Here is a 20,631-nt window from a genome sequence, read left to right as displayed (position 1 = left end):
TCAAAACACAGCATAAGGCTTTTTGAAAAAGAAGCAGTAGGCTTTTGGGAAACACCAGTATAGGAAACGTTCTTTTGGCTCGGTTGCTTCAGTTGGCTTCGTCGCTATGGTAGGGGCAGTCGTCGGGGAATTGATCCGTGATTAAGTTTAATGTCACGCCTTGCTCCAAGAGCGCTTTGGCTCCGGCCAAGACCATGGTGAAGCCACCCTTGAGATCGACTGCGGTGGCGGTTCGCTGGTCTTCCGAACCCGTGGCGTAGGTTTTTATTTTGACGAGGGTCTGGTCTGCTTCGCGTGGAATAAAGTCCCACTCAACTTTCTCTGCCGGATCGCCCCACTCGAAGACGAGTCTTTCATTTTCGGTAAACTCCAGAACAGTTACTGGAGCGGAAAGGTTGAATGTTTCCCACTCCCAAACGACTTTGGCCCCCGGCTGCAAACGTCCGCTGCTTTTGCTGAACCAGAATTTGGTGGTTAGCTCGGGATTGACGAATGCGTCAAAGACACGTTCCCGCCTCGCCCGTATCAGCATCTGCGAATTCACTTCGAATGGTTGCGCTGCCATGCGGAAATCTTCTGCGAAATCGCTCTTGCGTAAAGCCGATTCTCGACCTTGCGCTAGTTGCGCTGCTGGACGCCGAGCCAGAGAAAGCGGGAGTCGAGGCCAGGGATGGTCTGGTAGTCGAGGATGGTGTCGACGCCGGTGATGGGCGTGTTTTGCAGGACGGAGCCTGTGCCCAGGAGCCAACGGTTGTCCTCAAAGGTGGCCAGGACCTCGGCGTGCTCGCGCTCCAGATCGTCGCTGGCGTAGATGAGGTAGACTACTTCCTCGGGCGGGTTGGCGGGAAAGTCTTTGCCGGCGAGCTTGCTGGGATTATCGCGGAAGGCGGCGTAGAGCTGCTCGTAGCCGGTAATCCAATCGATGTGCGGGGGCGCCGAGCTCCACGTAGTCCATAAACATTTTGGAGACCGATTCGGCGGTGCCGACGGGGGGGGCGTTGGTCAGCACGATGATGCCGAGCTTTTCCGATGGCATGAGCAGGTAGGTCGTTCCGGCGCTGATGAGGAAGGCGCCCGAGTGGCTGAAGCGCATGTGACCGGTAGATTCCTGTCGATACGACTGGTGCAGTTTACAAATCTGCGCTTGACCCATCTATCGCGCTGAAAGATGAACACCAGATGATCAATTTCCTCCGTAAAGTCCAGCAAAGCTCGTTCATCGACGAAATTTGCTGCGTATCCACAGGAAGAACTGGTACTAATCATTTATTCACGAAGCTGTCGGCCTGCCCTGAGGTGGCGGTGCACTACGAAATTTTTCATCCCTTTAGCGCATACGTAAACAATCAAATCAGGGCGTATTTACTTCAGAAGTTTTCGCTTGATGATGAAGCGTTGAAAAAATTGGGAAAGAAGAACAAGCGTAAGCTGCTGAAACTGCTGAGGGATGCGCGGGAAGCGTTTGGCGACAAGCAGATCATGTACAAAGTGTTCCCCAACCTCAGGCAAATATCTATGTCTGAATTGGAGCGCCTGATCATCCGTCGCCGCGGGGTTGCGGTTGCTTTGATTGTTCGTAATCCCTTACGCATTCAGTTATCTTTTGCGAAGGCGAAAATGCTCGATTCCTATGTTAACGTAGACACGACTGATCTTAAAGTTGAATTGAATGCGCGGGAGGTCATTGAATTTGCAAAAGAAATGGGCCAAATGTTCCAAGAGACAGCTCGTTGTTGCCGCAAGCATTCGACGCCCTATGTCTACGTCTCCTACGAAAGCTTATATGAGTCTGGCGGGGATGCTTTGCCCGCGCAGATCATGGTGGAAAGGCTCAATGAGATCGTCACTCCTCCGATAGAATTATCTAAAGATCCCGAAGTTCCGCAGTTTAAACAAGACAAGTCTAGCGTTTCGGATTCGATAAAGAATTACGAAGAATTCGCTGCCCAGCTGTCACAAGAGGGGTTTGGCGCCTTGTTGGAAGATTCTACCGCTTATCAGGAGGCCATCGGAATTATGGAGGCAGGCGAGAGCTGCTGATTTTGGGTTACTTTTTCCAGATAACATAAAAAAAGACCGCCCAGGTGTGCGGTCTTTTTCTTGGTAAAAGCAGTGACGCTCATCAGTCTTGCTGGCGGATGCTGAAGAGCGAGCCGGCCAGCCAGACGTCGGTGTTGCGGAGGCGGAGGCTGATCTCGCGGGCCAGGTTCATGACGACTTGAGAGAAGGTCATGACGTCGTCTTCTGTGGCGTAGCGCAGGTCTTCGCGGGAGAGGGAGAGGCAGGTGGTGTCTTCCAGCGCGCGGACTGTGGCGGAGCGGGGTTGACTGTCGACCAGCTCCATCTCGCCAAAGGTTTCGCCCTTTTGCAGCACGGCGATACGCTCGGAGGTGATGGCCTCTTTGTTAAAGACTTTTTTCTCGATGACCACGCGGCCAGTGGAGATCATGTAAAGGCGGTTGCCGGTTTCACCCTCGCGGATGATGGCGTCGCCATTGTGGAAGTTTTCGACTTGGAGAACGTTGAGGAAACGCTCGAGAGCTGCGTCATTGATCTTATGAAACAGCGCATGGCGGCGTAAGAGTTCGGCGCCGCCTTCAATGGCGTTGGTGTTAGGCATGGTGATGATGGTCCGGTGTTACTGCGCCAGTTATAATGATGGATAATATACGAACTGGTTAAACGTCAAAATACATATTAAACTCATGCGGGTGCGGACGCAAGCGAATCGCGTCGTGCTCGGCCCGCTTAATGGCGATGTAATTCTTAATGAAATCTTCAGTGAACACTTCGCCTTTGAGGAGGAATTCGTAGTCGTTGCTCAGGGCTTCGAGGGACTCGCCAAGGGTGCTGGGCACGCGCGGCACGTTGGACGCGATTTCCGGCGGCAGGTCGTAGAGATTCTTGTCCATGGCCTCGCCGGGATCGATCTTGTTTTCGATGCCGTCCAGCCCGGCCATCAGCATGGCCGAGAATGCCAGGTAGGGGTTGGCGGCGGGGTCCGGGCAGCGGAACTCGACGCGGATCGCCTTGGGGCTGTTGGAATAGGTCGGGATGCGGCAGATCGCGGAGCGGTTGCGCGCGGAGTAGGCCAGCATGACGGGGGCTTCGTAGCCCGGCGCCAGGCGCTTGTAGGAATTCGTTGTCGGGTTGGTGATCGCGCAGAGGGCAGGGGCGTGCTTAAGCAGGCCGCCAATGTAATACAGGCCGTTTTGCGAGAGGTTGGCGTAGCCTTCACCTGACATGAGCGGCTTGCCTTTTTTCCAGAGAGACTGGTGGGTGTGCATGCCTGAGCCGTTGTCGTTGAAGAGCGGCTTGGGCATGAAGGTGGCGGTCTTGCCGCGGCGGGCGGCGACGTTGCGCACGACATACTTATAAACGCACATCATGTCCGCCATCTTGAGCAGGGTGTCGTATTTCAGGTCGATTTCGCCCTGACCGCCAGTGGCGACTTCGTGGTGCTGCGCCTCCACATCAAGCCCCAGCTCCATCATGACGGAGACCATTTCGTTGCGGATGTCCATACCGCGATCGGCGGGGGGGACGGGCAGGTAGCCTTCCTTGTTACGGATTTTATAAGCGAGGTTGGGGAACTCTTCGCGGCCGGTGTTCCAGGCGCCTTCAGCGGAGTCCACGTGGTAGAACGCCTCGTTATTAGCGCCGCCGTAGCGGACGTCGTCGAAAATGAAAAACTCGGCTTCCGGGCCAAAGAAAGCGGTGTCGGCAAGACCGGTGGAAAGCAGGTATTGCTCGGCCTTGCGAGCGACGCCGCGGGGAGAGCGTTCATAGGGCTCCCGGGTGACGGGGTCTTCGATATCGCAGAGCAGGCTCAGGGTGGCCATTTCGGTAAAGGGGTCCATCCAGGCCGTCGTCGCATCGGGGATGACGAGCATGTCTGAGGCCTCGATGGTCTTCCAACCACGGATGGAGGAGCCGTCAAATCCGAGTCCATCCTCGAATAATTCTTCGGTCAGCTGCTTAACGGGGACGGTAAAATGCTGCCAGGCGCCATGGAGGTCGCAAAACTTTAAGTCGACCATTTTGACGTCTTGGGCCTGGGCCAGAGCGATAACTTCTTTCGGTGTCATGGTGTCAGGGAGCAAAAGACATGTTTTTTAGGTTTGCGAGCATTTAGCGCGCCCGCATAACCATGGCTTTGATTCTCATTCCCCGAAACACCGACTAGCAGCCCGATGGCGGCGCGTTACATGAAGCACCATAAGGTCGCCGTATTTGGCGAACTGACGCTGGCCAATTGTCTTGATTGGGTAGTGACGCTTTGCGTCTGCGGGTGGCTGTTTCTGCTGGCCTACCAATTGGGAGGCGCGCGGCCGGATACGATGATCATTTCCACGGGCTTTGTGGGAGTGGCCCTGGCGTTGCACACCCTGGGGCTGGTCGCGGGCAGCATCCGTGAAGCGGTAAAAATCAACCCGTTGGGCTTCGTCTTTTTCCCCGCGCTCATTTACATGGCGTTGAACCTCTATCTGCTGAGCCCGTTTGTCTGGCGTGGGCGGGAGGAGCTGATGACGATGGTGCAGGGCGTGGCGGTTTTCTGGCTGGCGGTGCAAAGCTTCCGCACCAAAAACCACGTGTGGTTTCTCCTCTCAGTGCTCATTGCCTTGGCGACACTGGGGGTCGCCATCGCGATCATGCAGTTTTTCCATAAGCCAACTTGGCTGCCAGGTGTGATTGACCCCATCGAAGGCGCGAGCTATCGCGTTCGCCTGCCGGAGCAATATCACGGGCGGGCCTCAGGCTTTTTTGGCGCGCCAACGGCGTTTGCGGGCTTCATGCTGATCATCGGCTTTCCTGTTTTGGCGGCCGGATTTTGCCGAAGGTTTACCGGGATGGCCCGGGCGTTCTTTATTTACGCGGGGCTGATTTCGCTGGGCGCGGTGTTCCTGTCGATGTCGCGCGGGGCGTTGCTTCTGGTGATCATTGGCATCTTTCTGCTGCCGCTGGTGATACATGCGAAGGTGCGTTCAATCATCACGAGTTGGCTGTTGCTGGGGGTGCTGTTCAGCGGCGCCTTTGGCCTGTTGTATGTGTTCAATGACGAGTTTCAGGAGCGCATTACGACGGCGATTGAAGTTGGCGGAGAGTCGAGTCGCCCGGTGATGTGGCAAGCGGCCTGGCAGCAGTTTCTGGATGCGCCGATCCTGGGCAATGGCATGGGCGGTTACGACGTGCTCTTCGAGAACCAACGGCCCGAAGGCTTTAACCGCACGCCTAAGCATGCGCACAATGATTATCTGGAAATGTTGGCCGACCAGGGAGTCGTTGGCTTTTTTCTCTTCTGGGCGCCTGTGGGGCTGATCCTCTTTCTGGCGTTCCGCGAATGGCGCAACCAACCGGATGCGGTCAAAGTCAGCGGCAGCAACGACCGCAAGCACACTTTGCGGATGCCCACGCCCAAGTTTTTAATCAGCATTCTGGGCCTGGGTGTTCTCTTGTTTTTAGGGCATAGCCTGATGGAGTTTCACTTGAAGACACCGGCGTTGATGATGCTCTTTTTCCTCTACTTGGGCCTGCTGTGCAAGTGTGCGCCGGTGGAGCGTTGGACCTTGCCGCGGACGGCGCCTTGGCAATTTGGCGTGCTCTTTGTCGGGCTCGGGCTGGCGTTGCTGATTCCCCTGTGGAGCCTGCCGGTGTTCAAGGGCTATTATTTCGCGCAAAACGGCCGCCGCATGCTCGACGGTTTTGCCAATGACATCGCTGCCCACAAGCAGGATCAGGCTTACTTCTCCGAAATGATTTTTCTGCTCCATGAAGGCGTCAGGCTGACGCCGGACCACGCAGACGCCTGGTCAGACCTCAGCAACGCCGTTGCGTCGCAAGAGTTTCTCTATCCCGGACAAGGCGAAGCATTTGGACAGGAGGCGGAGGGCTATGCGCGGACGGCGATTCAGATCTGCCCGCGGTTGCCCCAAGCATGGATTAACCTGGGGAACACGCTGACTTTGCAAAGTCGCCTGGTCGAGGCGGGCGACGCTTATCAAAAGGCAACCGAGGTCGCGCCAAACTACTCCGATGTGTGGTATTACTACGCACTGCACCTCAACCTGCTGAATTCCACGCGTCCGCAGGCCCTGGAGGCAGTCGAGCGGGCCATCGCCCTGGAGCCGGGCAATGAGGACGCCATCGATCTCCGTCGCAAAATCCTCGTTCCGTGAGCACGCCCGTCACCATCATCCGCCACCCCAAAGAGCGCTTGAGCAAATGCTCGCTTGAGCCGCTGCGCGGGCGGCCAGACCTCGAATTTTTCAAGGCGACGGATCACTTTACCTTCGACGCGACGGGCTACCTGTTGCTGGCCATTGACGCGCCGGAAATTTCCCCCGCCGATGCTGGCAAACCGCTGCTCTTGCTCGATTCGACCTGGCGGCTCTTGCCGCAACTCATGGACAAGGTGCACGGTGAACCCATCCTGCGAACCTTGCCAATGCATGTGCGCACGGCCTACCCGCGAGTCAGCAAAATCGCCGAAGACCCGGCCCGTGGACTGGCCTCCGTCGAGGCGCTTTACTTGGCGAAAAAGCTCCTGGGCGAAGACGACCCCTCGCTGCTGGAGCACTACCACTGGCGCAACGATTTCCTGCGGCAGTTCGGGTAGGGCAAGGTTCCCGCTTAAGGTTTGGTAGCGCTCGTTGTTCATGGCAGGTAATGATATTGCCTCACCATAAAAGGTGGCGCGGATCGTCTCGATCCGCACTGCAATATGCTGGCTTGTCAGATGGAACTTCGGATCGAGACGATCCGCGCCACCTCTTTGCCAGCAGGATAAAACTGCTCGTTAGGCACAGCCCTTCGCTGAGTTCAGGACGGGCGCGTGCTCATAACTTTCGGTTACATTTCTTGCTGCCCTCACAAGCTCTTCAGGAACGCGATCACGCGGTCGCGGTCGGCGGAGGAGAGGGTGCGGAAATTTTCTTTTGCCGTTTCGGCTTCGCCGCCGTGCCAGAGGATGGCCTCGGTCAGGTTGCGCGCGCGGCCGTCGTGCAGGTAGCGCGAGTGGGCGCTGACCTCCTCGGTGCGGCCGATGCCCCATAGCGGCGCGGTGCGCCACTCGCGACCGGAGGCGGCGCCTTCGAGCACTTCGTCGGCGAGGCCGTCGCCCATGTCGTGCAGGAGCAGGTCGGTATACGGGTGGATGCGTTGCCCGCGCAACTCGGTCAGCGTATGGATGTCGCCGGTCGCAGTAGTAGGAACATGGCAGGCAACGCACCCCATCTCCGTAAATAGTTGTTGGCCGGCCACTGCATCGGCCGAGTCGTGGTCACGCTTCAGCGGCACGCCCAGGAGCTGGGTGTAGTGCGCGACCAGGTCAAAATCTGTTTCGCTGAGCTCGGCGCCGCCGTCCGGGTAAATGGGGTTGCTCACGCCAATGTCTTCAGTGAGGGCGATCGCCGTTTGCGCGCGCACTGTAGGCTGCGACGCCTTCCAGCCAAAACGACCGGGGGCGGCTTGGCCCGACTCAGGATCGGTAACCCAGTTGATGCGGCCCGAAATGCCGTCGCCGTTGAGGTCGTCCGGGTCTTCCCAGCTCTCAAGCGTTTCGACGGGAATGGCCTCCAGCAAGCCCATGCCGATGAGCTTGGGCGCCACGCGCGGCGAGGTAACCGCCGTCAGGATGCCGGGCCCTTGCAGGCCGGAGAAGCTGTAGCTGGGATCAGCCAGCGAGTACGCCGCGCCGTCGCCAAACTGGCCGGGCGTGTCGCCATAGCTCACATGGCCGCGCCCTTCGGCGTAGTGGCCATCGATGGCGCGGTCCTGGAGCTGGATGCCAAAATCTGCATGCGGATCAACGCCGCCGGAGTTCTTGTCGGCCACGCGGAAAAGCATGCCTTCCATCTCGGCGTCAAACGTGGCGGGCGGGCGGGCCGAGCCGTCGTTGACGTGGCATTCGAAGCACGACTTCGCGTTGTAAAGCGGCCCGAGGCCACTGGCTTCGTCAAACTCCTGATCGAAGATGCGTTTGCCGTTGAGGAAGTCGCGCAAGGTGTCGGGCAGGGCGTTGTGGGCAAATTGCGCAAAGGAATACTCCGTCTCCGTGTAGACGTCGACCGTGGTGGCGCCGCCGCTGTAGGCCTCGGGGGCGTCGATGCGTTGCGTCAGCGCGCCGTCTCCCACGTAGAACCGGAAGATCGCCGTGTAGTATTGTTGGCCGCTGCTGGTGCGCTGCAGCGTGAACTCGAGGTCCACGAAATTACCGGGCTCCACTGGCTCGATGCGCCAGAAGTATTGGCCGTCGACTTCGAACATGCGGATCGCCTGCTCATAATCCGCGCGCTCTTCCAGCTCGCGTTCTTCGTGTGGGGTTTCGTTGCGGTCATAAAGCTTCAGGTCGACAAAATTCACTTCGTCCGAGGGGGTGACGACCACGTCGACGCCTGTGCCGTAGTCGAGCAGTTGCAGGCCGAAGTAGCTCGCGTCGAAGTAGTTGTCCACGTAGCTGTTGAAGCGGCTTTCGTTCTCGTGGCGGTCGCGGAAACGCCCGGCGGCGATGATTTCCAGCGGCTCGTCTTCCTCTGGCTGGGTGGAGCCGACAACGCGTGAAAAGGTCGTGCTGCGGATGTGGTTCGGGTCGATCGAGTAAAAGGAATAGACCAATTGGTCGCCTTCGCTGGCGCTGAGCGTGTAGGCCCACTCGTCGCCGTCGAGCGTCATGAAGTAGCTTTGCTCGCCGCCCCCGTTTAGCTGGTAGCTGACGATGATGTTGTTGGGCGTGTAGCCTGGGCGAATGCGGATCGTCGCCTGGCCGTTGGCGTAGTCGACGCCGTGGGTGTAGCCTGCGTAGGTGTCGGGCGCCGGGAGCACGTCTTCGTATTCGCCGCCGCCATTGCCGCCGTTTCCACCATTGCCGGAGCCGGAGTTGTCCCCGGCGTAAAGATGCGTGTAGCTCGGCGTATCTTCCACGGGACCTTCGCGGTCAAACGTGTAGTAAAAGCTGATCTCGTCGTCGTCCGCCAAGTCCGAGACGGTGTAGCTGAAGCGGGGGCCATCGCCGGACATGCGCAGGTTGAGCTGGCTGCCGCCGTTGACGGCGTAGTGGATGTCGGCGAAGTCGGAGGCGACGAGCGCCAGGAATTCAAAGGTCAGCTCGCCGTCGTCGCCCTCGGTCACCCACGCCAGATACTCTGGCTGCACGCCGTCGGTTACCGCGCTTTTCACGTTGTCCTCGGGTAGGCGTAGCAGGCGGTAGAAGGCGAACTCCCCGCCGTCGGGCGTCGCGTCGTAGCTGCGCTCGGTGTCGGAGCCCAGGTAGACTGGCCCAATGGGCGACCAGGATTTCAGGTCGCTGGAGCGCTCGGTCAGGTAGACCATGCCGTCGTCGGCAAGCCAGGTAATGCGGTGCACGTCGTCCACAAATTCGATTTGCGCGGCCGACGTCAGCAGTGGGGCAAGCCCACTGACGAGTAGAAGCATGAGGGTGCGGTTCATGGATGCTGGGTGTTGCTGGCTGGAGGCGGGAGGCTGTTGATGATGAGATGAACCGCGCCGCGCAATATTCCCCCACATGAAAAGATAATCGATTATCACCTTTTGCAAAAATCCTGCATTTTGCAGTGTAAGCTGTTGATCATCAAGGCGAGTTAACAGTGAGTAGCTTTCACTATTAATATTCTTATGTTCAGCTAAAAATGTTGCGTCCATGCTCCGATCTGGTAGGCTGAAACCGTCTTTTTCCAACCGCCAACCCATCATTCCGTCATGCCCATGCCCCATCCGCCATAACGAACCGGGACGCGCCGCTTTCGCCGCGACGTCCCCCCTGGCCGCTCGCGACTGCGCGCGGCGCCGGACCTTCATGGAGCCCATTTGCGCCCGATTGCGTGACAGGCAATCGCTGTGCAACGCTCCAGGTTTAATCCAAGTCAACGCTTGGCCGTCGTCACACTAGTCTATGCCAGCCTGCGGTCGAACGCCTCGGCGCGCCTGGAATTGTCCAGCCCGCCGCATCGCGCCGCCTATTGCCATTTCCCGGCTTTGGGCCGGGCTTCTTGTTCCTTGAAAGTCGCTGCTCGGGGCAGGACTACCCCCCCCCCTCCATCAGAAAAAATCAGCTTTTGCCGCCGCGAATCAGTCGGGCGACGGCCTTGGAGCCTGCCTCCTTGCGCGCTTGGTCAAGCGCCTTGCGCAGGTGCTTGGGGTCACGCTTTTCGGCGGGTCCGATGTCGTCCAGGCTGGTCGGCAGGTCGCCTTCGTCCTCATCGTCCCCCCCCGCAGCTTCCGTAATCGGCGCCTTGCTGATGCGGAAGGGCGGCTTGGATTTGGGCTTGGGCGGCGTGTCGGCTTCGTCTTGTGGCTCCTGGGCAACTTCCTGGGCTTGCTCAGTCGGCGTGGAAGGACCTTTGCCCACCAGGGCGGCCCCGGTCGGGCCAAACTTGAGCTCCATCGGCTTCGGCGTTTCCGTGGGCTGTTCCGCTTTGGGTTGCTTGACGACTGCGCCCACGCCGAGGTCTTCCTCGTCCTCCGTGTAGCGTGAGTAACGGCTCTGCGCGAGACGGGCGGACTCCGGAGCGCCGCCGCCATTGAGCTCCAGCTCGGCCAGTCGGAATTCCAATTTGACGACCTTGTTGCGGACTTCGGCCCAGTCGCCGCCCCCCCCGCCTTTGGCGTTCACGATGTATTCCACCAAAAACGGCGCACAGGCCAGCACGGCGCCGCTCACGATTGAAATGACCACCCAGGCCATCGCCAGCGGGGGCAGGGGAGCGCCTTGGGAAAAGGCGAGCGCAAGGCCGGTTCCTACTAGCAGGACATCACCTACCCAGAACGGCCACTTGGGAATGTGGCGTTTTGGCGTCGGTAAGAGCGAATCACTGGGCATGCAAGTTGAAGTAATTGCTCCACTCGCGCTATGGCAATGATTTTCCCAGCGTTCCCTGCAGACTGCTGTGGCGCGTCGCCGGCCCCCCCCCTCGGCAATTTCATGAGCGGAGCTTGAATCATCCGGCGAATGCGTCATGGTGCCAAGATGCTTCCCCCGAATGTAAGCCGGGCGCAAATCGTTTTGCGCGGCCTGACGAATCGCTGCCCCAACTGCGGCGGACGGTCGATTTTTCGTTCGTGGTTTCGGTTGCACTATCGCTGCCCGCGCTGCGGTTTGAAGCTGTCGCGTAGTGACGGTTTTTTCCTCGGCGCCGTAGTGTGGAATTATGGCCTCACGGTTTTCGGCTGCCTGCCGCCGTTGTTCATCCTGCATGTGTTGGGTGTCATTTCGCTGACGACCTTGGGCGTGCTGGGCGTGATCATTGGCATCGTCGTGCCGCCGGTCATTTATCCATGGGCCTGGAGCCTTTGGCTGATGACTTATTACTGGGCGCTGCCGCATGAGCTGCCCGCGAACGCCGGCGCCGACCCCAGCGTCGATGAAGATGAGTAGCTGCGCAGGCTCGACCTCGCGGCGGAATTCTCCCAGGCTAGCTGCATGAAGCTCTTTCTCCTGCGACACGCTGAAGCCACCTACGACGCGCCAACTGACCAAGCCCGTGAGCTCACGCCCAAAGGCGAGCGCTCGATCGACAAGCTTTGCGGTCGGCTGAAAGCCAAGGAATTCGCCAACCTGCCCGCCCTTCACCACAGCACGCTGGTGCGCGCCCGACAGACCGCAGAACTCTTTCGCGATGGGCTACAGTTGGACGTCCCGCTGAAAGAAATGCCGGGCCTGGCGCCGATGGATGATCCGTTGGCCCTCAGCGATTGGCTGCACGAAGGCGGGGAGGATCGCATGCTCGTGGGGCACAATCCACACTTGTCCATCCTGGCTTCGTGGCTGCTAACCGGCAATGCCTTCACCGATTGCATTGACTTTAAAAAGACTGGTTTGCTCTGCCTGGAGCGTGGCTCGCCGCCGCGTGCAGACCGGCCCGCTGGCGTGTGGATCATGAATTGGTTTGTGATTCCCCGAGCGTTGGCCTCTTAGACAAGTCTTTGCCAATTTCCGAAAGTTGAGGGGGCAGGTTTTCCCACCACTGTGATGCGGTGAAAGTGCTCTAAAAGTCTCCTGTGCTCACATTCAGTTTATCATTCTTCAACGTATTCAACGACCCCATTCCGATAATCAATTATCAATAGTATTAAGTATCATATTTTCTGATTTTTGCATTGAAAATCAATTTATTGATAGTCAATTGTTTAGGGGAATTGGTAATTTAATGGGGAAAAACTTTAGAGATACGAAGCAACGAGCAGCCATTTTGGTGACTTTGACGAATGCGGATCACCCGCTTACTCCCAAGGAAATTCTGGAACGCGCCTCGGCGGCAGCCCCCGGTCTGGGGATTGCGACTGTTTATCGAAACATCAAGTTGTTACTCGATAATAAGGAAATTGAGGCCATCGAAGTGCCAGGCCATCGCACCTGCTATATGTTGCCACAGGGGAGTCAGCGCACGCTGGTGGTTTGCCGGGACACCAACCAGGTGCACTTGGCGGAAGGCGTCGATTTTAAGATCCAGCATGATCGTTTGCCGAAGGGATTCCAAGCGGAGGAAATTGAGATTTTCATCTACGGCCGTTTCGCCAACGAGGAATCTTAGCTACTGCAATAGATTTGCATTCTATTGATCGGGTCCGCAAGTTTGGCCGGATGAAGTTTTTAATGGTCTGGCTACTATCGCTTGGAGGCGCGAGTCTTTGTGCGGGGCTGAATGTCGTTGCGAGTAATGGCATTGTGGCTGACTGGGTGCGCCAAGTGGGTGGATCAATGGTGGTCGTGACGACCTTTGCGGATGCGGGAGCGGACCCACATCATTTCGAGCCCTCCCCCCGCCAGCTTGGGCAGTTGGGCAAGGCGGATCTGGTTGTCGCATTTGGGGCGGGGCTGGAGACTTGGCTCGATGACGCGATTACCGCCAGTGGCAGTCACGCCATGGTGCTGGAGCTGACGGATGGGCTGGACCTGATGGAGCCGGGCGAGCCCTTCTGGCTCGACATGCCCATGCTCTATGCTGACGCCGAGCACAAGCCGCCGTGCTGTAAGGAAGATGCTTTGGAGGCGAATGAAAAATGGGCGGCGATGATCCCACTCATGCCAACTGGCCACGCCGGGCATGACCACCATGGCCACGATCATGCCGAGTATGATCCGCATGTATGGCTGGACCCGCAACAGGTCGTTTTAATGGTGCTTATGATCAACACTGCGCTGGTGGAACTAGATCCGCAAAATGCGCTGAAATACGATCAGCGTCGTGAAGCCTACTTGAACAAGTTGATTGAGTTGGACGAGTGGGCCGAGGCGCGCTTGGGTGAAATTCCCGCCAGTCGGCGTATCTTGATCAACTATCATGACAACCTGCGCTACTTCGGTCGTCGCTATGGTTTTTTCACTCCAATGAGCATATTGGGCAACGTCTCCACTGAAGCGCCCGACCCGTCCGCCAAGCAATTCGCACATCTGCTTAAATTCATTCGGAAGCTCAATGTGCCCGCAGTTTTCTACGACGCTTCCGCGAATCCGCGTCTGGCTGAGCAGGTCGCGCTCGAGTCCAAGCTGCCGCCGCCGGATGCGCTCTATACGGGAAACCTGACACCGCCAGATGGCGCTGCGCCGGATTACTTGACGCTGATGCGCGTAAACGTTGAAACCATCACCTCCGCACTTCGCTAATCGCCTGTGAGCCTGCTTCGTTATCATGCCACTTGTGGCGGCCATCATGCGCACGACGCGCCAGCGCTTGAGTTTGACGACGTGTCGCTGGGCTATGCTGGTGAAGATCATCCGGTAGTCAGCGGCGTCAACTTCACCTTGGATCGCGGTCGCAGCATCGCATTGTTGGGCGAAAACGGCGCGGGTAAATCGACGTTATTAAAAAGTGTTGCCGGGTTGCTTACGCTGCGCCAAGGCAAGATAACCGTGTTGGGGCACGCTGTGGGGCAATGTCATCACCAGGTAGCCTATCTGCCGCAGCATCGCGAGATCGACTGGGATTTCCCCATCACGGTGCGACGTTTTGTGCTGACTGGCAGTTACATTCAGTTGGGCTGGTTTCTGCGCCCGGGGAAAGCGCAACGCAACGCGGCGGGCGCCATGCTCGAAAAATTGCAATTGAGCGAGTTGGCGGAGCGCCGGATCAACGAACTCTCAGGCGGGCAACAACAACGCCTGCTGGTCGCGCGAACGCTCCTGCATGGCGCAGACTTGCTGCTCCTGGATGAACCCTTCAATGCGGTGGATGAGCAAAACCGCGAGCTAATCCGAGATGCGTTGCATGGCCTCAAGGCGCAGGGCAAGACACTGGTGACGGCGACGCATGATCTGGAGTTTGGCGTGGGCTTTTTTGACGCGCGCTACCGTCTGCGTGATGGGCATTTTAGCGAGGAGGCAGTCTCGTAATGGAGTGGTTGCTGGAGCCGTTCGAAACGGATTTTATGCTCCGCGCGCTGTTTGCCGGCGTGCTGGCGGGGGTGAATTGTGCGGTGATTGGCGTCTACATTGTGCAGCGGCGCATGTCGTTTTTTGGCGGAGCGCTGTCGCATACGGTGTTGCCGGGCATGGTCTTCGCCTTCCTGCGTGGCGTGGACATTTTCTGGGGCGCGCTGGGCGCGGCCTTGGCGACTGCGTTTGGCGTTGGCTGGTTGGCGCGGTGCCGCGAAGTCGGCGAAGACGCCGCCATTGGCGTAGTGCTTTCCGGGATGTTTGCACTGGGGGTTCTGATGATGAGCCAAGTGAATTCGTTTCGAGACTTCAACGCGCTGCTCTTTGGCAGCGTTCTCGGCGTGACTGAGCAGGACTTGCAATTGGCTGGCGCGGTGACGGTCATCGTGCTCCTGGTGGTGTCCTTGATTCACAAGGAATTGGAGTTAGCGTCCGTCGATCCGGAATACGCGCGGGTCATCGGCGCGCGGCCGAATCGCATGCGGACGCTTTTGCTTGTTCTGACTGCGCTTAGCGTTGTGACGGCGGTGCGGGTGGTCGGGGCGCTGATGGCAACCGCGCTGTTGATTACGCCCGCTGCTGCTGCGTTGGTTTGGGCGCGTTCGATGTGCTCGGCGATGCTGGTAGCCGTGGCGGTGGCCGTGCTGAGCGTGGTGGTTGGCTTATTGGTTTCCTACCACTATGATTGGTCTTCAGGTGCGGCGATCGTCCTCGCCGCGACGGCCTGCTTCGCAATCAGTTGGCTCGCGCGTGTCTTACGTCGGTAAGGCAAAAGCAAATGCGCATCGAGCTAATGCAGCGCTGTCAGTAGATGCCGTCTTCCTGCGAATAAGCCCTGCCTATTCAACCAAATCGACTTGCACCCGATAGAACGCTGCGTCTTGTGGTTCAGAGTCTTGATTGTAAACCTGATAGTCTTGGCCATTGCGCACTTCAGATCGGACCGGAGTCATTGTGGTCGCGCCCCAGTCATTGCCTAAGCTGAGCGATTGTTGCAGCTCAACTTCGACGCCGACTGCTCCCGGGTAATACGGCATCCACAGCTCCAGATTTTGATTCGTATTTCTTTCGAAGAAGATTCCGGCTTGGGCGATTGTCGGATTTTGTGGATCGAGTCCAAAAGCGTAGGCGAGTAGATTCGAGACGCCTTGGCCATTGGCTGTTTGGGAGGCCCACTGTCCGAGGTCATCGATCGCCTCACCATTGTTATTAGCCTGCGCCCAGGTTGAGAAGTCGCCCACGATGTAGAGCGTGACTTCATCACGATTGCCGACGGAGTAGGTGGAGCCGCTGGCAGGATCGCCCAGGTTCACATCGACATACTTTTTCCCGCCGGAAAGATCGATACTGCTCTTGGGAACGAGTTTGATCATGGCGTATGTTTCTCCGGGCAACAGGAATATGTTGCCGCTTCGGGTCACGGAATTAATCGAAAGCGGGAGCTCACTGCCCTGAGTGTTGATGACGCTGATGCTGTATTCTGACAGTTTCGCATTACCGTGAAACTCGACAGGCACCATGGTGACGTTGCTCGAAGGTTGCCCAGTCAGTTGTAAAAATATCAGCGCTTCGGGATTGTTGTCGCTCACGACCGCCTTGGGTTGGACGGCATCGATATTGATTACGATGGCTTCGGTTGTCAGTATGATCTGAGCCGTTGTCGATGATTCGAGCTGATACTTGGTCCCGCTCGCCAAGCGCAGAGCGACTACGTTTGAGCCTTGGCTTTGCGCATAGCGCAGGGCGTTGATGGGAATTAAAATCTCTTCTGATCCACTGGGCAATGTGTGCTGAGTCGAGACGTAGCTGTAGTCCGTGCCGTTTATCGCAGTGCCTTCCATGACGACGTCAAAGGTCAGCGGCACATCAGTAACGCCTACTCTCGTAATGCGGAAACCTTCGCCGGAGAGCGTTGGGTTCAGTTCGGCAATGGTCGGTTGAATGATGAGGTATGGGAGTCCATCGATAATGGTCACCTCCGCCGCTGCGAACGTCTCATCCAACGTAAAGCGGTTTGGTTGCGGAATAGCGTTCACCGCGATGGTGCGCTCAGGCTCGGTCTGCTGATTGCTGATGGGTTGGATGGAAACCTGAATGACTTTATCATTTTCCTTGAGGCTCACCGGCACACGGTAATCAAAGAGTTCGGTTAAAACGTAGGCTCCGAGATTGGGATCGTAGAGATTAGCAAACAGGCGAAAATCCTCGCCGAGGACTTGATCGGTATCGAGGTCAAGGTGGACGTATTTTCCTTCCGGCCAAATTCCCTCGACCAGCGTGACGCCAATTTTGGCAGGGCTATCGTCGACTTCAACGGCCTCGCCGTCGATCGTATTCATTTGTAGCTCCAGGGCAGGGCGGACGCTGCCGCAGTCGATGGCGCCCATTGCATACAGCGAAGCCAGTTGGCTCTGGTCCAGATCGCTTCGATTGAGCAGGCGCACGACGAGATCCGGATCGAGCGTGTTATCGCCCTGCAAGAACACCTCAACCAAGGCGTCGGACTCATCTTCTCGTATGTTGACGAACTTTTCGATCTCATCCGAGACTATGCCGTTGAACAGATACTGTAATGCCAGGGTATCGCCTTCGCTCTCGTTGAAATCGGCGATGACTTGTTCCTCTCCGCCACTCAGGTAAGTGAATTGATCGGCCCCGATTCCTCCGGCCAGCCAACTATTGCCGCCGCCAACCCAGAACTCGTCATCCGCGTAGCCGCCATAGGCGACTACATTGCGGTTCCAGCCCAGAAGAATGTGAGAAACAGCCTCTCCATAGTTTGGCGTAAAGTTGCTGGTATAATCGTCCTCACTCAGTAGCGCAGACGGGGCAATGAAGAATACCGGTCTGGTTGATTGCAGAGCATCGACGATGATTGAATTCTCCCAGCGGGCTTTGAGATAGGATTGTTGGTCGGCAAAGTCATAATCATTGAGCTCATCCGCAAAGATCATCAGTTCATGCAAACCGCCTTGAAAATATCCGTTGGTTGCGTTGCCACCAATTTCATCAAGCGCGGACAGTGTGTTGTCGTTCGCTAGTTCGAAGCTGCCCGCAGGGCTGGAGTCATTGACTGAAAACCCTCGCTCGCCGTCGTGCATGCTGGCGCTGAGCAAGGTCAATTCGCCCATGGAGGTGGACGACTCGCTGACCAGAGATTGGTTGCTCCCCGTTAGTTTCAGGTGGCCGGGAAAGAGTAAATCGTCGAACGCGTAGAGACGCAACCCGCCGCGTGGCGTGTTGTAGAGTTGCTGCTTCTCGGCGGACTCACTGGTAAAGGCGGCGCTGATGTGCCAGCCATCGTCGGCCAGCCAACCCTTTGTGCTTGTCGTGTAGCGCGTCGCTCCATCGAAGAGGATCGAGGTTCGTCCGTTGACTTCACCAGTCACGACCGACTTGCCAAAGATATCCACCGTGGAAGCGGTGGCGTCGATCCAGGCGAGTATGTCGTCACCGTCAGGCCCAGCCGGATTCCAGACTTTAATCGGTATATCGGCGGAGTCGCTGCCGCCAGTGGAGTCCGTTACGGAAATCGAAATTACGCCATCCAGGATATCCGAGGCATCGTGTGTCAGCAGAATTTGTCCGTTGTAAATCTCCGCTAGAGTAAAGGTGCTGCCAACAGCCAGTGTTTGGTAAGCGTCGATGCCACTGCCCGCGCCAGCGGTTATTTTTTGCAGCGCAAAGTTGGCGGAGATCGCATCGAGTGTGATGACGACATCCGCTTGGTCAGACAGGTCGGGCGCGAGTGCGTTGATGGTCGGATTATCATCCAAGTCGGCGATATCAATGCGCAGTGCGACGGCGCCGCCAAATATGGCGTTCAATCGATCAGAGATGATCGTTGGCGCGGTATCGGCGACAGATGGGTCGGTTTGTTGGGCGTATTCATCTCCATTGGTGACGGAGTCTCCATCGAGGTCGTCATCGGCGTCGGCGACTAATTTATCCAAGCCGTCATATTGGTCCTCGTAACTATCCGGCATGCCATCGCCATCGGAGTCGAGTTGCGGTAAATGAACATCTAGGTCGATGCGGAAGTTGCGCCCACGCTGGTCTTGCTCCAGTCGCATCGCATCGCTGTCGCTTCGGTCGACATTCACTGAGTAGATTTGCCCGAGGTATTCCAGCTCAATGGTTGATGTGGCGTATCGCTCACCGTCTCCTTCCAGATCGACGGTTGTCTTGGAGGGAAAGCTTGGAAAGCCAACTTCGGCTGGGAAACTGATGCGATAGGAGAAGGTCGTATCGGACCCGAAAATTTCAACGTCGGTCTCGAATGATAATTCCTTACCCGCGCCAGAGAGTTGCCAGCGCAATGTCCCTTGATCGATCGCTATCGGTTGGATCCCGCCAGTATCGGTGATCTTTCCATAAACAATGAAGTCGGGTTCGGGCACGCCGGCATAAACCCAGTGGCATGCCGAGCAAAGTGTGACCGCTAAGAAATTTCTGAATGTGTTCGATGTCATGACGCAGCCTGCTTTTCTGATTAATCTGGAATCCCCAATGAGCTAACGCTCGATACCTGGACCAGATACACGGTGCCTTGGATGATGATGGAAGTGTCGCGTGTGGTCGTGTCAGTGTCATTGTTGGCAAGTCCATTGATAACTTCCATGTAATCACCTGATAGAGCCGCATAACTTTCCGTGGAGGTTTGCTCAATACTCGCCAAATTATCAATCGTTATGTAACGCGTGATGTCGCGCCCCTCTTGATGCATGTTATGGTAGCGATGGTAAAACGGATTGGTGGCGTAGGTCGCAGTGAGGCTAAGCGTTGTACTCAGTGATCCAGAAGTCACATCGCCATCCATGCTCAGTGCGCCATCATCGCTCCAATCATAAAATGCCGTGGAAAAACGCCGTCCGATGTAGCGATTGCCATCAGTGGTGTAGCCAATGACTCCCGACACATAAAAATCATCGGTGTCGACAATAACGATTTCTTCCAAGTCGTCATCGTCGCCCGTCGTTGTTTGATAACGCATTAGCGTAGCCCACTTAAGCATGGAGGCCGCTCCAGTGTCATCGATGAAGATTAATATACGAACCGACAACGGGCTCGCAACGGGAGTCGCTGTTTCGCTGACAGAATCGGTCGAGGGCGTCAGTTCCGAAACACGGTCCATGACCACTGTGCCGACCCACAAACCTGCGGTGGAATCATCCGCATGAGCAGTGACCAGTAAAGACTGAGCAAGCAGCAAGACATGCACCCAGCGTGCGGCAAATTTCTGGTGTCTAAATATCATCGTGCAGAATATTAAAAGTTTATGGTTAAGTACCGTGCGCTGTAGCCCAGTGAGTCTTTCAGGCAAATTACGGCTTCTCCGCTGATACTCTCGCTCGCGCTTGCCAGGCGTAGTTGCAGTCTCGAAACCAGAGACGCTGAAATTTCACTGAGCGTAATCTCATCCAGCAAAGCGGAAAACTCATCGGCCAGAAAGCCATCACCAATCTCCAGGTCGATGCTGCCGGACACGAGTTCGATGACCAGAGAAGTCGAATCCAGACGGGTTGAGTAATCGATGGTGGTGAAACCTACGCCGAAGTACAATGAACCGGAGGGAAGATTCCTAAAACGCAGCGGGCCATCGTAGCTGGTGGCGTCTTCGTGATAAAACCAATAAGCACGACCGCGTTCGACTACAGTGTCCAGAGATACTTCCTGCCAACGACCGTCCACGAGATCGAAAACAGCGGTTGGCGGGTTCGTCGCAGAAAAGAATTCATTGAAGGTGACGCTGTTGTCCTCATCTACGATCAGGCCGCGTAAATCAAACTGGTAAATTCCAGTGTCTGCAATAGTCGCCACGGGGGCGCCTTCGATAGAGAGCGTGGCGTCCTCTGGCACGTAAATGACCATTGGTATCTGCGCCACCACTGCATACAGGTCGTTCAACTCGCTCTCGGGCGATGTGTTGCTCCATCGCTGCCAACTGGGACCATTCCACACGGCGTCGGATCCACTATCGACAAATCGGCCAGGGTTTTCGGCGGGGAAGTAAGCGTATACACGACTACCGTCGGGCAGGTCGGCAAATGCATCTGCCACTTTGGGCTCAGTGGGAGCTACGCTGGGGTAAACCGTATTCCAACCTGCTGTCAGGTCATAGGTTTCAGTGATGGTCCCATCCGCTCGAACAACGGCAGGCAGTGAAATGAGTAAAATGCACAGCCAAGCCCAATGCATTGCTTTTGATCTGTGGCGGTTGATTCGGTATAAGTTATCCATAATGC

18 protein-coding genes are annotated in these 20,631 nt (G+C 56.9%); 10 read left to right on the top strand and 8 right to left on the bottom strand.

Features of this window, described 5'->3' with window-relative positions; genetic code table 11:
• Nucleotides 1-88: 88 nt before the first annotated feature.
• Entirely contained in the window at nt 89-565 is a 477-nt protein-coding gene (locus tag RBB63_RS15770; RefSeq protein WP_309385930.1) for an SRPBCC domain-containing protein, read from the bottom strand.
• On the opposite strand from RBB63_RS15770, the gene RBB63_RS15765 reads away from it, so the two are divergent.
• Both RBB63_RS15765 and RBB63_RS15760 read left to right on the top strand, forming a co-directional pair.
• Nucleotides 550-957 carry a hypothetical protein gene (locus RBB63_RS15765; protein ID WP_309385929.1) on the top strand — a complete coding sequence of 136 codons (408 nt, stop codon included), beginning with the start codon at nt 550-552 and terminating at the stop codon, nt 955-957. The genes RBB63_RS15770 and RBB63_RS15765 overlap by 16 nt on opposite strands.
• 222 nt (nt 958-1,179) lie before the next feature.
• Nucleotides 1,180-2,040, top strand: a complete 861-nt coding sequence (locus RBB63_RS15760) for a hypothetical protein (protein ID WP_309385928.1) — start codon at nt 1,180-1,182, stop codon at nt 2,038-2,040.
• A gap of 82 nt (nt 2,041-2,122) precedes the next feature.
• Here the strand turns inward: RBB63_RS15760 and RBB63_RS15755 are convergent, their stop codons facing one another.
• On the bottom strand, nt 2,123-2,620 hold the full coding sequence (locus tag RBB63_RS15755) for a cyclic nucleotide-binding domain-containing protein (RefSeq protein WP_309385927.1): 498 nt from the start codon (nt 2,618-2,620) through the stop codon (nt 2,123-2,125).
• Between the two features lie 58 nt (nt 2,621-2,678).
• Nucleotides 2,679-4,088 carry a type I glutamate--ammonia ligase gene (gene glnA / locus RBB63_RS15750; RefSeq protein WP_309385926.1) on the bottom strand — a complete coding sequence of 470 codons (1,410 nt, stop codon included), beginning with the start codon at nt 4,086-4,088 and terminating at the stop codon, nt 2,679-2,681.
• A 120-nt stretch (nt 4,089-4,208) separates the two neighbouring features.
• Here glnA and RBB63_RS15745 point away from each other — a divergent pair, with 120 nt between their 5' ends.
• Together RBB63_RS15745 and RBB63_RS15740 are read left to right on the top strand one after the other, a co-directional pair.
• Nucleotides 4,209-6,176, top strand: a complete 1,968-nt coding sequence (locus tag RBB63_RS15745) for an O-antigen ligase family protein (RefSeq protein ID WP_309385925.1) — start codon at nt 4,209-4,211, stop codon at nt 6,174-6,176.
• Entirely contained in the window at nt 6,173-6,616 is a 444-nt protein-coding gene (locus tag RBB63_RS15740) for a hypothetical protein (protein WP_309385924.1), read from the top strand. Before RBB63_RS15745 ends, RBB63_RS15740 begins: the two co-directional genes overlap by 4 nt.
• A 251-nt stretch (nt 6,617-6,867) precedes the next feature.
• Here RBB63_RS15740 and RBB63_RS15735 read toward each other — a convergent pair whose 3' ends face one another.
• A complete protein-coding gene (locus RBB63_RS15735; protein WP_309385923.1) occupies nt 6,868-9,444 on the bottom strand; it encodes a di-heme oxidoreductase family protein in 2,577 nt (858 codons plus the stop codon).
• A 619-nt stretch (nt 9,445-10,063) separates the two neighbouring features.
• Nucleotides 10,064-10,834 (bottom strand): hypothetical protein, encoded by a 771-nt coding sequence (locus RBB63_RS15730; RefSeq protein ID WP_309385922.1) that lies wholly within the window; start codon nt 10,832-10,834, stop codon nt 10,064-10,066.
• A 147-nt stretch (nt 10,835-10,981) separates the two neighbouring features.
• Here RBB63_RS15730 and RBB63_RS15725 point away from each other — a divergent pair, with 147 nt between their 5' ends.
• The 6 genes from RBB63_RS15725 (at nt 10,982) to RBB63_RS15700 (ending at nt 15,153) form a co-directional block, all read left to right on the top strand.
• The gene (locus RBB63_RS15725; protein ID WP_309385921.1) at nt 10,982-11,389 is read left to right on the top strand and encodes a hypothetical protein; all 408 of its coding nucleotides are present in this window, start codon (nt 10,982-10,984) and stop codon (nt 11,387-11,389) included.
• Between the two features lie 45 nt (nt 11,390-11,434).
• A complete protein-coding gene (sixA, locus tag RBB63_RS15720) occupies nt 11,435-11,929 on the top strand; it encodes a phosphohistidine phosphatase SixA (protein WP_309385920.1) in 495 nt (164 codons plus the stop codon).
• A gap of 232 nt (nt 11,930-12,161) precedes the next feature.
• Entirely contained in the window at nt 12,162-12,545 is a 384-nt protein-coding gene (locus RBB63_RS15715) for a Fur family transcriptional regulator (RefSeq protein ID WP_309385919.1), read from the top strand.
• A 50-nt stretch (nt 12,546-12,595) separates the two neighbouring features.
• A complete protein-coding gene (locus tag RBB63_RS15710) occupies nt 12,596-13,618 on the top strand; it encodes a metal ABC transporter substrate-binding protein (protein WP_309385918.1) in 1,023 nt (340 codons plus the stop codon).
• A 6-nt stretch (nt 13,619-13,624) separates the two neighbouring features.
• Nucleotides 13,625-14,344 (top strand): metal ABC transporter ATP-binding protein, encoded by a 720-nt coding sequence (locus RBB63_RS15705; protein ID WP_309385917.1) that lies wholly within the window; start codon nt 13,625-13,627, stop codon nt 14,342-14,344.
• Complete coding sequence (locus RBB63_RS15700; RefSeq protein WP_309385916.1) at nt 14,344-15,153, top strand: metal ABC transporter permease; 810 nt, start codon at nt 14,344-14,346, stop codon at nt 15,151-15,153. The genes RBB63_RS15705 and RBB63_RS15700 overlap by 1 nt, the downstream gene beginning before the upstream one ends.
• Nucleotides 15,154-15,225: 72 nt before the next feature.
• Here RBB63_RS15700 and RBB63_RS15695 read toward each other — a convergent pair whose 3' ends face one another.
• Genes RBB63_RS15695 through RBB63_RS15685 form a run of 3 tightly spaced genes read right to left on the bottom strand, consistent with a single transcriptional unit; the run spans nt 15,226 to nt 20,584 of the window.
• Nucleotides 15,226-18,858 (bottom strand): hypothetical protein, encoded by a 3,633-nt coding sequence (locus RBB63_RS15695; protein WP_309385915.1) that lies wholly within the window; start codon nt 18,856-18,858, stop codon nt 15,226-15,228.
• 20 nt (nt 18,859-18,878) lie between these two features.
• The gene (locus RBB63_RS15690) at nt 18,879-19,643 is read right to left on the bottom strand and encodes a hypothetical protein (protein WP_309385914.1); all 765 of its coding nucleotides are present in this window, start codon (nt 19,641-19,643) and stop codon (nt 18,879-18,881) included.
• Nucleotides 19,644-19,654: 11 nt separating this feature from the next.
• Entirely contained in the window at nt 19,655-20,584 is a 930-nt protein-coding gene (locus RBB63_RS15685; protein ID WP_309385913.1) for a hypothetical protein, read from the bottom strand.
• Nucleotides 20,585-20,631 lie beyond the last annotated feature (47 nt).

The organism is Cerasicoccus frondis (genome assembly GCA_031296915.1).
Taxonomy (GTDB): Bacteria; Verrucomicrobiota; Verrucomicrobiia; order Opitutales; family Cerasicoccaceae; genus Cerasicoccus; species Cerasicoccus frondis.
Note: the sequence above shows the minus strand (reverse complement) of the source record. Positions and strands in the feature narration are given on the sequence as shown.

Coding starts and splice junctions, on each gene's coding strand:
- RBB63_RS15760 (WP_309385928.1), top strand. CDS start 1,180: ATGATCAATTTCCTCCGTAAAGTCCAGCAAAGCTCGTTCATCGACGAA.
- RBB63_RS15700 (WP_309385916.1), top strand. CDS start 14,344: ATGGAGTGGTTGCTGGAGCCGTTCGAAACGGATTTTATGCTCCGCGCG.
- RBB63_RS15685 (WP_309385913.1), bottom strand. CDS start 20,584: ATGCATTGGGCTTGGCTGTGCATTTTACTCATTTCACTGCCTGCCGTT.
- RBB63_RS15710 (WP_309385918.1), top strand. CDS start 12,596: ATGAAGTTTTTAATGGTCTGGCTACTATCGCTTGGAGGCGCGAGTCTT.
- glnA (WP_309385926.1), bottom strand. CDS start 4,088: ATGACACCGAAAGAAGTTATCGCTCTGGCCCAGGCCCAAGACGTCAAA.
- RBB63_RS15730 (WP_309385922.1), bottom strand. CDS start 10,834: ATGCCCAGTGATTCGCTCTTACCGACGCCAAAACGCCACATTCCCAAG.
- RBB63_RS15755 (WP_309385927.1), bottom strand. CDS start 2,620: ATGCCTAACACCAACGCCATTGAAGGCGGCGCCGAACTCTTACGCCGC.
- RBB63_RS15770 (WP_309385930.1), bottom strand. CDS start 565: ATGGCAGCGCAACCATTCGAAGTGAATTCGCAGATGCTGATACGGGCG.
- RBB63_RS15725 (WP_309385921.1), top strand. CDS start 10,982: ATGCTTCCCCCGAATGTAAGCCGGGCGCAAATCGTTTTGCGCGGCCTG.
- RBB63_RS15715 (WP_309385919.1), top strand. CDS start 12,162: ATGGGGAAAAACTTTAGAGATACGAAGCAACGAGCAGCCATTTTGGTG.
- RBB63_RS15690 (WP_309385914.1), bottom strand. CDS start 19,643: ATGATATTTAGACACCAGAAATTTGCCGCACGCTGGGTGCATGTCTTG.
- RBB63_RS15735 (WP_309385923.1), bottom strand. CDS start 9,444: ATGAACCGCACCCTCATGCTTCTACTCGTCAGTGGGCTTGCCCCACTG.
- RBB63_RS15765 (WP_309385929.1), top strand. CDS start 550: ATGGTTGCGCTGCCATGCGGAAATCTTCTGCGAAATCGCTCTTGCGTA.
- RBB63_RS15695 (WP_309385915.1), bottom strand. CDS start 18,858: ATGACATCGAACACATTCAGAAATTTCTTAGCGGTCACACTTTGCTCG.
- sixA (WP_309385920.1), top strand. CDS start 11,435: ATGAAGCTCTTTCTCCTGCGACACGCTGAAGCCACCTACGACGCGCCA.
- RBB63_RS15745 (WP_309385925.1), top strand. CDS start 4,209: ATGAAGCACCATAAGGTCGCCGTATTTGGCGAACTGACGCTGGCCAAT.